General features: G+C 64.1%; 13 protein-coding genes and 1 pseudogene. 10 read left to right on the forward strand and 4 right to left on the reverse strand.

Features of this window, described 5'->3' with window-relative positions; all coding sequences use genetic code 11:
* Positions 1-212 precede the first annotated feature (212 nt).
* Both ACX80O_RS11265 and ACX80O_RS11270 read left to right on the forward strand, forming a co-directional pair.
* A complete protein-coding gene (locus ACX80O_RS11265; protein WP_459306039.1) occupies positions 213-479 on the forward strand; it encodes a GlsB/YeaQ/YmgE family stress response membrane protein in 267 nt (88 codons plus the stop codon).
* Between the two features lie 118 nt (positions 480-597).
* Positions 598-1,347 carry a hypothetical protein gene (locus ACX80O_RS11270; RefSeq protein WP_459333497.1) on the forward strand — a complete coding sequence of 250 codons (750 nt, stop codon included), beginning with the start codon at positions 598-600 and terminating at the stop codon, positions 1,345-1,347.
* A gap of 113 nt (positions 1,348-1,460) precedes the next feature.
* Here ACX80O_RS11270 and ACX80O_RS11275 read toward each other — a convergent pair whose 3' ends face one another.
* Positions 1,461-2,756, reverse strand: a complete 1,296-nt coding sequence (locus ACX80O_RS11275) for a DUF445 domain-containing protein (RefSeq protein ID WP_459333498.1) — start codon at positions 2,754-2,756, stop codon at positions 1,461-1,463.
* Between the two features lie 105 nt (positions 2,757-2,861).
* Here ACX80O_RS11275 and ACX80O_RS11280 point away from each other — a divergent pair, with 105 nt between their 5' ends.
* Together ACX80O_RS11280 and ACX80O_RS11285 are read left to right on the forward strand one after the other, a co-directional pair.
* Positions 2,862-3,749 (forward strand): glycerophosphodiester phosphodiesterase, encoded by an 888-nt coding sequence (locus tag ACX80O_RS11280; protein ID WP_459306035.1) that lies wholly within the window; start codon positions 2,862-2,864, stop codon positions 3,747-3,749.
* 21 nt (positions 3,750-3,770) lie between these two features.
* Positions 3,771-5,570 carry a glycoside hydrolase family 15 protein gene (locus tag ACX80O_RS11285; RefSeq protein ID WP_459333499.1) on the forward strand — a complete coding sequence of 600 codons (1,800 nt, stop codon included), beginning with the start codon at positions 3,771-3,773 and terminating at the stop codon, positions 5,568-5,570.
* Between the two features lie 93 nt (positions 5,571-5,663).
* On the opposite strand, the gene ACX80O_RS11290 is transcribed toward ACX80O_RS11285, so the two are convergent.
* A complete protein-coding gene (locus ACX80O_RS11290) occupies positions 5,664-6,839 on the reverse strand; it encodes a zinc-dependent alcohol dehydrogenase (RefSeq protein WP_459306032.1) in 1,176 nt (391 codons plus the stop codon).
* A 112-nt stretch (positions 6,840-6,951) separates the two neighbouring features.
* On the opposite strand from ACX80O_RS11290, the gene ACX80O_RS11295 reads away from it, so the two are divergent.
* A complete protein-coding gene (locus ACX80O_RS11295) occupies positions 6,952-7,674 on the forward strand; it encodes an AzlC family ABC transporter permease (protein ID WP_459333500.1) in 723 nt (240 codons plus the stop codon).
* Entirely contained in the window at positions 7,671-7,982 is a 312-nt protein-coding gene (locus tag ACX80O_RS11300; protein ID WP_459333501.1) for an AzlD domain-containing protein, read from the forward strand. Before ACX80O_RS11295 ends, ACX80O_RS11300 begins: the two co-directional genes overlap by 4 nt.
* 12 nt (positions 7,983-7,994) lie before the next feature.
* On the opposite strand, the gene ACX80O_RS11305 is transcribed toward ACX80O_RS11300, so the two are convergent.
* Positions 7,995-9,128 (reverse strand): acetate kinase, encoded by a 1,134-nt coding sequence (locus ACX80O_RS11305; RefSeq protein ID WP_459333502.1) that lies wholly within the window; start codon positions 9,126-9,128, stop codon positions 7,995-7,997.
* 55 nt (positions 9,129-9,183) lie between these two features.
* The gene (pta, locus tag ACX80O_RS11310) at positions 9,184-11,256 is read right to left on the reverse strand and encodes a phosphate acetyltransferase (RefSeq protein ID WP_459333503.1); all 2,073 of its coding nucleotides are present in this window, start codon (positions 11,254-11,256) and stop codon (positions 9,184-9,186) included.
* A gap of 276 nt (positions 11,257-11,532) precedes the next feature.
* Between pta and ACX80O_RS11315 the strand changes: the two genes are divergently transcribed.
* The 4 genes and pseudogenes from ACX80O_RS11315 to ACX80O_RS11330 all read left to right on the forward strand — a co-directional run.
* A complete protein-coding gene (locus ACX80O_RS11315; protein ID WP_459306025.1) occupies positions 11,533-11,874 on the forward strand; it encodes a thiamine-binding protein in 342 nt (113 codons plus the stop codon).
* Entirely contained in the window at positions 11,871-12,527 is a 657-nt protein-coding gene (locus ACX80O_RS11320) for an O-methyltransferase (RefSeq protein ID WP_459333504.1), read from the forward strand. The genes ACX80O_RS11315 and ACX80O_RS11320 overlap by 4 nt, the downstream gene beginning before the upstream one ends.
* Before the next feature lie 9 nt (positions 12,528-12,536).
* Entirely contained in the window at positions 12,537-13,025 is a 489-nt protein-coding gene (locus tag ACX80O_RS11325; RefSeq protein WP_459333505.1) for a GNAT family N-acetyltransferase, read from the forward strand.
* Between the two features lie 33 nt (positions 13,026-13,058).
* Positions 13,059-13,352 (forward strand): annotated as a pseudogene (locus tag ACX80O_RS11330) (hypothetical protein); the annotation flags it as partial.

A 13,352-nucleotide genomic window follows, 5' to 3' on the forward strand; every position in this document is an offset into this window, starting at 1 on the left:
TGTGGGTCAATTAAGTGTTATCAAATCAATACCGGCGTGGTCGTTTGAAAAACCCTGCGCAAGAGGTTTAATGAACTCGACACCGCTTTAACTTAAAACTAAGCACGCTGATGAAGTAGGATGGTTAGAAGCTTGTGTGGGGACATCCTGCATTACAGCACTTTTGTTATACGTATCACTCGTAGACAAGACCCGATTACAAGGAGTACTTCATGGGTTTCTTCGCATTCCTTCTTCTAGGCCTTATCGCTGGCGCAATCGCCAAGCTCATTCTCCCGGGCAAGCAGGCCGGTGGGTGGGTCATCACCCTCATTCTTGGCGTTATTGGCGCACTGCTCGGCGGCTTCATCGGCAGCGCACTCTTCAACGCCGACATGAACGAATTCTTCTCGATCTCGTCATGGCTGCTGGCCATCGGTGGCGCACTGATCGTGCTGGTTGTCTACGGCGCCATCACCGGCCGCAAGTCACGCGCCTAATTCAGCCGCTGCACTTTGAAAACGCCGCCGGGGCAGCCCGGCGGCGTTTTTTGTGTATTTTCGGCCCCATTCGTGTGCGCTGTGGCAACGCGTTGCGCCCAACTGAAGGAATCCAGCAATGAAACTGCCTAACCTCAACCCAGCGTCGCGGATGGCTAATGGAGCTCTCTTCGATAAGCAGGGAAAGCCCAAGCCGGGCATCCAGCGAACCATCGAACGTGCAATTGAGGTGCAGCGACCGCTGGTCCTGGCGAATCTGCGCCGGATGTACGCAAAGAACCCGCAGGCGACCGCCGCCGAGATTAGCTCGGACCTGGAACGCCACTATCTCACGGTAATTACCGTCACGGGTGCCGGGGTAGGCGCAACCGCGGTCGTGCCCGCTATCGGGACCATCGCGTCGTTAGGGCTCTCTGCCGCAGCAACCGTTGGCTTCCTTGAAGCCACAGCCCTTTACGCCCAGTCCATCGCTGAACTCCACGGGGTCCAGACTGGCGACCCGGAACGCGCGAAGACCATGGTGATGGCCATCCTCATGGGCGAAGAAGGAAACGCCCTCATTCAGGCCATGCTGCGCGGTTCGGGCGGAGGTGCCACCGAGCACTGGGGCACTGTGGTCGGCGGTGCAGTTCCGTCCCCGATCGCTCGCACGATCGGGAACAGTATCCGGCGGCGGTTCGTGCGGAAGATGCTCGCGAAGCAGGGCGGCGCGCTCCTGGGGCGGGCGATTCCGTTTGGTATCGGCGCCGTCGTCGGCGGTGCAGGCAACCACATGATGGGGCGGGCGGTAGTCGCCGCGACGGCTCAGGCCTTCGGCCCGGCGCCCAGCGTCCTACCGGGTGAGCTGGTCCAAGACCTCGACAGGTGAGCCAGTCGCGCCCGGTTGCGGCGGCCGCGCTAGATATTTCTGGGGAAAATCGGCGGGATCGGGCGCGCAAGCCGATAAAGGACACTCCGGGTGGCAGCAGATCAGCGGGTGAGTTAGCCGAAGACCGCGTGGGCAGCGGTAAAAATCACCAGGCCGGCGAGGGAGCCGACCACAGTGCCGTTGATCCTGATGAACTGCAGGTCCTTGCCGATCTGTAGTTCAATCTTGTGTGAGGTCTCGACGGCGTCCCAGCGGCCTACCGTCTCGGTGATGATCGCGGCGATGTCGGTGCGGTAGGTGCGCACCAGGTACCCGGCAGCGTCGGCGATCCACCGGTTCACTTTCCCGGCCAGCTCCTCGTCGGTGGACAACCGGCGCCCGAAGTCCCGGACCGCCGACTTGAAGTTACGGGCCAGTTCGCTCTCAGGGTCGTCGACGGCCTCAAGGAGTGCCTTCTTGATGGTGGTCCAGGTGCGGGCGGCCAGATCGCGCACCTGGGGGTCGCCCAGGAGCTGCGCCTTCATGCCTTCGACCTTGGCGATGACCACCGGGTCATGCTGCAGGTCCCGGGCCAAATCCTTGAGGTATTTGTCCAGGGACAGACGCACGTCGTGGTCTGGCCTGGTCTGCACAGCGCGCATGAACTTGGTCAGCTCCACGTACACCTTGTCACCCACCAGTCCGTCCACAAATTGGGGGACCCAGGTAGGGGAGCGCTGGGACACCAGCCCCGAGACAAGGTCATAGTTGCCGTCCACCCATTCGGCTGCGCGATCCACGAGCAGATCCACCAGCTGATGGTGGTGACCGTCGTCGAAAATCCGCTCGGCGATCTTTCCCGCGGGCGGACCCCAGGGCGGAGTGAGCAGGTGCTTACGGACCATTGACTCGATGACCGACTGGACGGCGTCGTCGTCCAGGACGGTAAAGGCGCCGCGAATCAGGGCCGCGCCCTCAGTAGCTACCCGGTCCGAGCCTTCGGGGGTGGCAAGCCACACGCCGGCTCTCTGCGCAATACCCACCGTAGACAGCTTCTGCTGCACCACAGCCTCAGACAGGAAATTCTCCTCGACGAACTGCCCGAGGGACGCCCCAATCTGGTCCTTCTTCCGCGGAATGATTGCGGTGTGTGGGATCTTGATGCCCATCGGGTGCTTGAACAGCGCGGTGACAGCAAACCAGTCGGCCAGGGCTCCAACCATCCCGCCCTCGGCCGCGGCCCGTACGTATTGCAACCACGGGTACTCGTCCTGCAGGGCGAACGAGATGACAAAAATCACCGCCATCGCACCGAGCAGCCCGGTGGCCACAGCTTTCATGCGCCGCAGTCCTGCGGCCCGTTCTGCGTCAGTGCCGGCTAGGTGAGAGCTCAAGGATCCTCCGGGAGTTGCGGCGCACTTACTGTGCATCCGTCTGTGCCAGTAAAGCAGCGAATGGCTGGGTAAGTCACGCTGGGCTGACCGATGTCGCGTAGCGTATCGGGTAGACACTGGTTGCTGACGGGAGGGGGTAGGTTGCACACGATTTTCGCCCACCGTGGTGCGAGCCACCAGTTTGCCGAACACACCCGGGCCGCCTATCTCCAGGCGCTCGTTGAGGAAGCAGACGGCGTCGAATGCGATGTGCACCTGACGCGCGACGGGCAGCTGGTCTGCATCCATGATTCGACGTTGGACAGGACCTCCAATGGCACCGGCGACGTTGCCGACCATACCCTGAGGGAGTTGCGGACGCTCGATTTCGCGTCCTGGAAAGGGGCAAATATTCCGGCGGAATTCGGCGGTATAGCTGACCAGTTTCTATCACTAGGCGACCTGCTGGAACTGCTGCTGGCTGCGGGGCGCGAGGTCTCGCTGGCCATTGAACTCAAGCATCCCAGCCCCTTCGGGTTGAGACTTGAGGAAAAGCTGATCGCCTTCCTGATGCAGCGGGGGTGGGATCCGGAAAGCTCGACCCTCGCCAATGTGAATATCAGTTTTATGAGCTTCAGCCCTGACTCGGTGAAACATCTATTGGAGAAAGTGCCTTCGTATACCGTCTGCCAGCTGGTTTCCGACGTCAGGCCGCAAGAGTTGCGCGCCGAACTGCACCTTGGGGCGTTGACTGCAGCAGCGGTGATCGGCCTGCTCCGCCGGGCGCTCAATGATGGGGAGCAGAATATAGATTCCCATTCAGCGGGGGTGGCCGGTCCGGGCGTCGATTACGTGCTGGCCCATCCGGCCCGGGTGCGCCGGTGGATTGCCGAAGGGATCCGTATCCGTGCGTGGACCGTGGATAAGCCCGACGACGTCGAGTTCATGCGTGAGCTGGGCGTTCAGGAAATCACCACAAACCGTCCTGCAGCTGTCCGTGCCCAGCTCGCAAAACGCACCTCCGGCGGCGAGGATCCAGTCTGCCGGTAGTGACTGTGATTGAGTTGAAGTATGCATTCTCCGATCGAAGATTACGCGCTCGTTTCCGACATGCACACCGGTGCGCTGATTTCGAAGACCGGGAGCATCGACTGGTTGTGCTTCCCCCGGTTCGATTCTGATTCCCTCTTCAGCGCATTGCTGGGCGGAAAGGACCACGGGCGGTGGCTGGTGGCGCCGGCCCCGGGTGCGGGTTCAGCTGAGGTGGTGGATTGGCACTACGTCGACTCGACGTTTGTTCTGGTTACCCGCTGGCACACCGAGGTCGGGGACGTCAGGGTGACCGACTTCATGCCGATCGGAGACCGCAGGGCCTCTGTGGTGCGGCGGATTGAAGGGCTGAGCGGCGCAGTGCCGATACGTCAGGAACTTGTGGTGCGGTTCGGGTACGGCAAGATCATCCCGTGGGTCAGCCGACAGACCGACGAGAGCGGCCAGGCGATCTCGGCGATTGCCGGCCCCGACGCCCTCGCGCTGCGCGGCGACCACCTGCCGCGCGCCTCCCACCGCCGGCATGAGGGGGATTTCACTGTGGTTGCAGGCCAGACGGTGGATCTCGAACTCTTGTGGTACCCCTCGTACCGTCCGATGCCCCGTCCGGTGAACGTCGACACTGCGTTGCAGGAGACGATTGACTACTGGTCAGGCTGGGCCGCCAGCTTCGAGCAGCAGGGAGAGTATGATCCGATCGTCAAGCGCTCGCTGCTGGTGCTTCGCGCGCTTACCCACGAGGACACCGGCGGGATCGTCGCGGCGCCCACTACGTCCCTTCCCGAGCATTTTGGTGGCACCCGCAACTGGGACTACCGGTTCTGCTGGCTCCGCGACGCTGCCCTGACGCTTGACGCCATGATGACCCACGGATACCAGGAGGAGGCGCTGGAATGGCGCAACTGGCTACTACGGGCGGTCGCAGGTGATCCTGAAGATCTGCAGATCATGTACGGGGTTGGCGGTGAGCGGGAGTTGACGGAGAAGATCCTCGACCACCTGCCCGGGTACGAGGACTCCACACCGGTGCGGGTCGGCAACGGGGCAGTGGATCAGTATCAGGCGGACGTGGTCGGCGAGGTAATGGTGGTGCTGGAAAAGCTCCGCAACAGGGGGGTACTTGAGGACAGTTTCTCCTGGCCGCTGCAGCGCGCGCTGCTGAGTTTCGCGGAGAACCATTTTGACGACCCTGATCACGGGATCTGGGAGATGCGCGGCGAGCTGAAGTACTTCACCCACTCGAGGGTGATGATGTGGGCGGCCTTTGACCGGGGTGTGCGGGCCGTCAGGGAGCACGGGCTGGAGGGCCACGCCGAACGGTGGACTGAGCTCAGGGATCAGCTACGCGAGAACATCCTGGAGAAGGGGTTTGACACCAGCATCAATTCTTTCACCCAGACGTACGGCAGCCCAGAGGTTGACGCTTCGTTGCTGCAACTGCCGCAGGTGGGGTTCCTCGACTACGACGACCCCCGGATGCTTGGCACCGTGGCACGATTGGAAAGGGACCTGGCCAACGAGCACGGCCTGTTGCTGCGGTACCGGACCGAAGCGGGGATGGACGGGCTGAAGCCGGGCGAGCACCCCTTCCTCGCCTGCTCCTTCTGGCTGGTGGAACAGTACGCCCGGTCCGGGAGGATCGAGGACGCGAAACGGCTGATGGATCAACTGGTGGGATACGCCAACGGCCTTGGCCTGCTGGCCGAGGAATACGATAGCGGTAGCTCCCGGATGGCGGGCAACTACCCCCAGGCGTTCTCTCATCTGGGTCTGGTTCGCGCCGCGGACGCGATCCACGGCGTCAATAGCGGCTCTCTCTAGCGCCCGCCGAGCGCTCCGCACCGCCAAAAAAGTGGCCCGGCACTTTTCTGGCGCCCAGGGCTAGCGCCGCGGACTCTCACCCAGCGCCGGTGACTAGGGGCGGATGACCACCTTGATGCAGCCGTCCTGCTTCTTCTGGAACTTTTCGTAGGCCTGGGGCGCTTCATCGAGGCTGATCGAGTGGGTCATCAGGTCCATGACGCCCAACGGATCGGAGGGGTCCTCGACGATAGGCAGCAGCTCGTCGGTCCAGTTACGGACGTTGCACTGGCCCATGCGGGTCTGGAGCTGCTTGTCGAACATGCTCAGCAGCGGCATCGGGCTCGCCGTTCCACCGTAAACACCGCTGAGGGAGATGGTTCCGCCGCGCCGCACCGCATCTATTGCGGCATGCAGCACCGTCAGACGATCCACGCCAGCGGTTTCCATTGCCTTCTTGGCAAGGGCTTCCGGCAACAGGTTCACTGCATTCTGGGCGAACGCGCCCAGCGGGGAATCGTGCGATTCCATCCCGACGGCATCGACCACTGCGTCAGGCCCGCGACCGTCGGTCATCTCCCGCAACTCGTCGCCAATATCTTTTGTGAAATCGAGCGTCTCGATCCCGTGCCGCTCTGCCATGGCGCGTCGTTCAGCCACGGGCTCGACGGCGATGACCCGCTGGCCGAGGTGCCGGCCGATTCGTGCGGCAAATTGCCCCACGGGTCCCAGACCGAACACCGCGAGGGTGCCGCCCGCGGGAACGTCGGCGTACCTCACGCCCTGCCAGGCGGTAGGGAGAATATCGGAGAGGTAGAGGTACCGCTCGTCGGGGAGTTCGTGGCCCACCTTGACCGGTCCGTAGTCGGCGTGGGGGACGCGGAGGAACTCCGCCTGCCCGCCCGGAACCGAGCCGTACAGTTCGGAGAATCCCAGCAGGCTCGCGCCCGAACCCTGTTCACGGACCTGGGTGGTCTCGCACTGGGATTGTAGTCCCCGCGTGCACATCCAGCAATGGCCGCAGGAAATGTTGAAGGGGATGACCACCCGGTCTCCCGGGCGCAGGTTGGTTACCGCGCTGCCGACTTCCTGGACGATGCCCATCGGCTCGTGGCCCAGCACGTCGTTCTTGTGCATGTAGGGGGTGAGCACTTCGTACAGGTGCAGGTCGGACCCACAGATGGCCGAGGAGGTGATGCGGACGATAGCGTCAGTGGGCTCCTGGATCACTGGATCCGGAACCTGCTCAACACTGACGGTGCGACGGCCCTGCCATGTCACTGCCTTCATGATTCACTCCATTCGGTTAGTAAGTAAGCTGACTACCTGTTCAGTATTACCGTGATCGACGGGGAAGGGAAGCCGAGTAGGCGAATTCCCGACCGGGCAATACGCTGAATCGGTGAAATACCTGCAGTCGCCCGCCGTCCGGGTTGGGCTCTCCATCGCCGTTGCTACCGGCCTGTACGGGATCTCCTTCGGAGCCCTCTCGGTGACATCGGGGTTCAACCTGTGGCAGACCGTGGCCCTGAGCCTGCTGCTGTTCAGCGGCGGCTCCCAGTTCGCGTTCATCGGCGTGGTGGCCGGTGGGGGTACCGGCGCCGCGGCTCTGACCGCTGCCTCGCTGCTGGGAATCCGCAACGCCGTCTATGGCATGCAGATGAACGCGTTGGTCCGGCCCATCGGGTGGCGCAGACTTGTTGCAGCCCAGGTGACCATTGATGAATCGGCTGCAACCGCCAGCGGCCAGACCGACCCAGGCGAGCGGCAACTAGGGTTCTGGAGCGCCGGAATCGGCGTGTTTGTGCTGTGGAACGTGTTCACCGTCGTCGGCGCACTGCTGGGGACTGCGCTGGGCGACCCGGCGCAGTGGGGTCTTGACGGAGCGGCGGTGGCCGCCTTCCTGGGGCTGCTTTGGCCGCGCCTGAGAACCAGGGAGCCGGCAGCAATCGCAGTGATCTGCGCGTTGGTTACGGTGGTGACGGTGCCGCTGATGGCGCCCGGGTTGCCTATCATCATCGCGGCAGCCGTGGCCGGGGCCATCGGCTGGTTTGGTCACGGAAGCCCGGAAGAGGGCCTCGAACCCGATGTTGACCCCTATGCCGACGGTGAGGCCAACCGATGACTCTGTGGTTCTGGATCCTATTGGCCTGCGCTCTCGCGTTCCTGACCAAGCTCACCGGATATCTCGTCCCGGCACGATGGATGGACAACCCCCGGATGAGCCGGGTCGCTGGAACCCTGACCATTGGGCTGCTCGCGTCGCTCACAGCGGTCAACACGTTTGCCTCCGGCCAGCAGCTTGTCCTCGATGCAAGGATCGTTGCCCTGGCTGCCGCCGCCGTCGCGCTGCTCCTGCGGGCCCCATTCCTGGTAGTTGTGGTGGCCGGCGCGGTGGCGGCGGCATTGGCCCGGTTGGCGGGAATGCCCTAGCCGGGCAGGGGCTCAGCGCGCAACGACGACGGCGGTCGCCTCAGCGATTGCAGCCTCCTCGTCGGTGGGCACCACCAGCACCGGGAACGCCGACTCCTCTGTGCTGATCTGGCGGGGCGCCGAGCTCTTCTTGCGGTTCTCGGCCTCGTCGATATACAGGTTGAGAGCCCCAAGCTTGTTAACCACGAGCTCCCTGAATTGCCAGGAATTCTCGCCGATACCCGCGGTGAACACCAGCGCTTGAGCCCCACCGACTGCCACGTGATACCCGCCGATGTACTTGGCGAGCCGGTACGACGCCAGATCCAGAGCAAGCTTCGCCCTGACGTCTCCGGCGGCCGCCGAGTCGACCACCGAGCGCATGTCATTCTGCCCGGTCAGGCCCCTGAGCCCGGCGTCGCGGTTCAGGAGCTGATCAAGGTCCTCGGCTGAGTAGCCCTCCCGGCTTAGGAACAGCAGGATCGACGGGTCGATGTCACCGGACCGGGTCCCCATCACCAGCCCCTCCAACGGGGTGAAACCCATTGAGGTGTCGATGCTGGCACCCGCCCTGACCGCGGTGATGGAGGCACCGTTGCCGAGGTGGGCGATGATCCCGGTGAACTCGGTGGGAGCCAGCCCCAGCAGCGACGCCGCGTGGTGGGTGACGAACCCAATCGAAGTGCCGTGGAAGCCGTAGCGGCGGATACCGAACCGGGTGTACAGGTCGTCGGGGACGGCGTACCGCCAGGCGTGTTCGGGCAGGGTGCGGTGGAACGCCGTATCGAAGACTGCGACCTGCGGCATCTGCGGCCATTTGGCGGTGATTGCCCTGATGCCCTGGACGTTCGCCGGGTTGTGCAGCGGCGCGAGCGGGCTGAGGCGTTCGATTGCCCTGATGATCTCATTGTCCACCAGCACTGGTTCGCTGAACCGTTCGCCCCCGTGCACCACCCGGTGCCCGACGGCGTCGATGGTCTGTCCCTGCAGTGCCACTTCAACGTCGGCGGTCACCCGGTCGAGGGCCGCCTGATGGTCGGCGGGGCCGCCGTGGGCAGGATCGCCGATCCGCTCCACGGTGCCGTCAGCCAATCGTTCGCCGGATCCGGTATTGCGTACCTGATACTTCAGCGATGATGAGCCCGAGTTGATGACGAGAATGATCATGATGCCTCCTGCCCAAAACTCTACTGGAGGCTGCTGTTTCCGACGCGGGAGCCTCCTAGGTCTCCTGCGCCTGGACAGCGGTGATGGCAACTGTGTTCACGATATCTTCAACAGTGCAGCCACGGGAGAGGTCATTGACAGGTTTCCGCAGACCCTGCAGGATCGGGCCTACCGCGACGGCGCCGGCAGACTGCTGGACAGCCTTGTACGTGTTGTTGCCGGTGTTCAGGTCGGGAAAGATGAACACTGTTGCCTGCCCCGCAACGGAGGAGCCGGGAAGTTTCGATTCGGCCACCGACGCGTCGACGGCGGCATCGTATTGGATAGGTCCCTCGACGGGCAGGTCGGGGCGCAGCTCCCGAACCAGCTCGGTGGCGCGGCGCACCTCATCCACTGCACCGCCGGAGCCCGATTCGCCGGTCGAGTAGGACAGCATCGCCACCCGCGGATTAACACCGAACTGCTGGGCGGTCTCGGCGGAGGCAACAGCAATGTCGGCGAGCTGCTCGTCATCGGGGTCCGGGTTGACAGCGCAGTCGCCGTACACCAGAACCCGGTCGCGGAGCAGCATCAGGAAGACCGACGAGACAATCTTGATCCCGTCCTTGGTCTTCACGAACTCCAAAGCCGGTCGAATAGTGTTCGCTGTGGTGTGGGCTGCGCCGGACACCATGCCATCTACTTTCCCGAGCTGCACCATCATGGTGCCGAAATATGCGCCTTCGAGCATACGTTCCCTGGCGTTCTCGATCGAGACACCCTTATGGGAGCGGAGTCTGACATACTCGGCGGCAAACTCTTCGCGCAGCTCGGAGACCACTGGGTCGATCAGGCTCACGCCCGCCAGGTCGATGCCCTGCCCTGCCGCTAGTTCGCGGATCTTCGCCTCCGGGCCCAGGATGGTCAGATCGCAGACATCCCTGCGATGCAGGATTTCGGCTGCCCGCAGGATCCGGGGATCTTCCCCTTCGGGCAGGACGATGTGCCGGCGCTGGGACCGTGCCCGCTCGATCAGGTCATGCAGGAACCGCAGCGGCGTCATGGTGAGCGCCCTTGGGAGTTCCAGCCGTTCCAGGAGTTCCCGTTCATCGACCTGTCGCGCCCAGGCGCCCAGGGCCGCCGCGGCCTTGCGCCGCAGGCCGGAGGCGATCTCGCCGCGCACCTCGCTGACCCGCCGCGCAGCAGTGTAGGTGTCGTCGTCGATGGCGAACACGGGGAACGGCGCCTGCGCCAGGAGAGACAGGATGGTGGAATCTGGCGCCAGCCCGCCCGTCAGGATCATGCCCGAGGGGACCGGGAACTCGGCGGAGAAGGATGAGGCAAGGGTGGCAACCATGACGTCGGCCCGATCGCCGGGGACGATCACCAGGGCGCCGTCGGTGAGTTTGTGAAGGAAGTTGGCCACGTTCATCGCGGCCACTTTGATCGACGCGACATCGCGTTCCAGAGTTGGGCTGCCGGCAATCTGACGCGCGCCGAGCTCCCGGGCCACCTCGCCCACGGTAGGCCGGGAAATTTCCGCCAGCTCCGGAATGACATAGACTGGGCGGCCCGAGCGGCCGGGACGCACCTGTGAACTGATCTCGGCGACGGCGTCGTCCGCGGCCCGGTTGACCATCATGGCGAGCAGGGACACCTGCGCAGCGTCCAGTTCCCGGCGCGAGACGTCGACGGCGTCGGCCGCCTCCGACGCCGACATTTCCTTGGCATTGACCACCGCCAACACCATGGCGCCGAGGTTATTGGCCAGCCGGGCGTTGAGGTCGAACTCGACGGCGGCGTCATGGCCGCTCAGATCGGTGCCTTCAACGATGATGACGTCGCACTCCCGGGCCATCTCGCTGTAAATGGAAACACACCGAGTGTCGATCTCCTCCCGTTGCCCCTTCACCAGCAGTGCGCGCGCTTCGGCGCGGGTGAGGCCGCCGCGGGCGCGTTCTGGCGGCAGGTTGAAGGACCGCTTCATGAGGTTGACCATGGGGTCCGCCTCGGTGTCGTCACCCTCGACGATTGGCCTGAAGAATCCGACCCGGTCCGCATGCCGGTGCAGCATGTCTGCCAGCCCCAGCGAGATGAGGGACTTACCTGAGCCTTCGGTCATGGCGCTGACGTATATTCCGCGAGTCATTGACTCATCCTGTCAAACGGTGCGCCCGGTAGCCATGACGTCGGGCACATTGGGGTGTTTTATCTCGTTGGCGATGACTCTTGCGCAGTTGTGGCGGGTCCTGAGTCGAGACCGCCGAGCATTTGCGCAGTTGTGGCGGGTGGGAGAGCGCTCCACCCACCACAACTGCACAAGCAATGACGACGGCGGTGACACAGGTCGTCGGGACCCGCCGGAGCTGCACAAATCTTTGCCGACGCCCCTTCCGCTGGCACACCGATATGCCAGACTTGGACCATGCTTGTAGCCTTCTCAGTTGCCCCAGCCGGAAACGGCGCCACGTCGGTCGAAAACGTCGATGGCTCGGTTCACGACGCAGTGGCCGAGGCCGTCAGGATCGTCAGGGATTCAGGCCTGCCGAACCAGACCGACTCCATGTTCACCACCATCGAGGGTGAATGGGACGAAGTGATGGACGTGGTCAAACGAGCCACCGAGGCGGTCGGCAAGTACGGTAGCCGCGTGTCTTTGGTGCTCAAAGCCGACATCCGGCCTGGCTACAGCGGGGAGCTCACGGGCAAAGTGGAGCGCCTCGAGCAGGCCATCGACGAGATGGACGAGTACCAGGGCCATTCATGACCGGCTGGGCTGCCGTCGAACGCTATCTGGCTGACACTGTGGTCCACCAGGATGAAGCGCTGACCGCGGCCATCGGCGCGACCGCCGCCGCGGGCATGCCCGCCATCGAGGTCACCCCCACCCAGGGCAAGCTCCTGATGCTGCTGGCGACCATCCAGGGCGCCCGCCGCATCCTCGAAATCGGCACCCTCGGCGGGTTCAGTACTATCTGGTTGGCCCGGGGTATCCCCGACGACGGGGTGATTGATACCTGCGAATACGAGCAATCCCACGCGGCTGTCGCGCGCCGGAACGTCGACCGGGCGGGGGTAGGCCGCAAGGTGACGATTCACGTGGGCGCGGCGCTCGACACCCTACCGACGCTCACCGCGCCCTACGACCTGTTCTTCATCGACGCCGACAAGGTCAACAACCCGACCTACCTCGACTGGGCTGTCCGGTTGTCCCGGCCGGGCAGCGTCATCGTTCTCGACAACGTGGTGCGCGGCGGCACCGTGCTGGAGACCGACGGCGACCAGGCGGTGCGGGGCACCCGTGGCGCCCTCGAGCTGCTGGGCCGTCACCCCCGGCTGGAGGCGACGGCCGTCCAGACCGTCGGCTCCAAAGGCTGGGACGGGTTTGCGCTGGCAGTGGTCACCGGCGCCGCGGCATAAACTGAGGTGGTGAATTTCTCTATCCGTCGAGCCCTGCCCGACGACGCCGAAACCTACTCCCGCATTCACCTCCAGGGCCTCCACGAAACCTACGCGCAGATCATGCCGCAGGCGTTCCACGCGCATTACGACGCCGAGCTCCCGGTTCTGATCGCCAGGCGTCGGGAGGCCTTGACGGCGGGCGCGATCAGTTGGGTGGCATTCGACGAGACAGGATCAGCCGTGGGCGTCGCGACCTCGGGCGCGGGGCGGGACGAAGATCGACCTGACTTTGAGTTGCACCATATCTACACGCTCGCAGCGACCCACGGAAAGGCGCTGGGACAACAGTTGCTGGACACCGCTATCGGGGACCGGGCCGCCTATTTGTGGATCCTCAACAACAATCCGCGGGCCGAGCGGTTCTACCGGCGCAACGGGTTTGCGCCGGACGGCACCAGCACGCTCTGCGGTCCCAGCTGGCATCACCGCCCCATGTTCAGGATGCACCGGCAGTGAGCCTTTCCCGGCCGGACCGCTAGCATGACAACCATGCCCACCTTCACGATCCGGCCGTGCGCCCCCGCCGAGGTTGAGACGGTCCTACGGATGAAGAATCTGGCGTGGCGGGAGACATATGCAGGCCAGTTCAGCGATGAAATCTTCGATAAGCTCGACGCCGACGTGGTGTCCGACGCGGCCAGCTGGCAGGAAGGGATCAGGAACGGCGATGCCCCGCCGCTCGTAGGTACCGACGCGGCGGGCCGGGTGATCGGTGTTGGGGGGGGGGGGGGGGAGGGGGGGGGGGGTCATCCGTCAATCACCAATCGGGCTGTGGCGTCCCCG

It is taken from the genome of Arthrobacter glycogeni (assembly GCF_054511155.1).

What these genes read in the sequence shown, in the direction of transcription:
- ACX80O_RS11320 (WP_459333504.1), top strand. Translation starts at nt 11,871, where the DNA reads ATGACCGGCTGGGCTGCCGTCGAACGCTATCTGGCTGACACTGTGGTC.
- ACX80O_RS11290 (WP_459306032.1), bottom strand. Translation starts at nt 6,839, where the DNA reads ATGAAGGCAGTGACATGGCAGGGCCGTCGCACCGTCAGTGTTGAGCAG.
- ACX80O_RS11275 (WP_459333498.1), bottom strand. Translation starts at nt 2,756, where the DNA reads ATGCACAGTAAGTGCGCCGCAACTCCCGGAGGATCCTTGAGCTCTCAC.
- pta (WP_459333503.1), bottom strand. Translation starts at nt 11,256, where the DNA reads ATGACTCGCGGAATATACGTCAGCGCCATGACCGAAGGCTCAGGTAAG.
- ACX80O_RS11315 (WP_459306025.1), top strand. Translation starts at nt 11,533, where the DNA reads ATGCTTGTAGCCTTCTCAGTTGCCCCAGCCGGAAACGGCGCCACGTCG.
- ACX80O_RS11305 (WP_459333502.1), bottom strand. Translation starts at nt 9,128, where the DNA reads ATGATCATTCTCGTCATCAACTCGGGCTCATCATCGCTGAAGTATCAG.
- ACX80O_RS11265 (WP_459306039.1), top strand. Translation starts at nt 213, where the DNA reads ATGGGTTTCTTCGCATTCCTTCTTCTAGGCCTTATCGCTGGCGCAATC.
- ACX80O_RS11285 (WP_459333499.1), top strand. Translation starts at nt 3,771, where the DNA reads ATGCATTCTCCGATCGAAGATTACGCGCTCGTTTCCGACATGCACACC.
- ACX80O_RS11300 (WP_459333501.1), top strand. Translation starts at nt 7,671, where the DNA reads ATGACTCTGTGGTTCTGGATCCTATTGGCCTGCGCTCTCGCGTTCCTG.
- ACX80O_RS11270 (WP_459333497.1), top strand. Translation starts at nt 598, where the DNA reads ATGAAACTGCCTAACCTCAACCCAGCGTCGCGGATGGCTAATGGAGCT.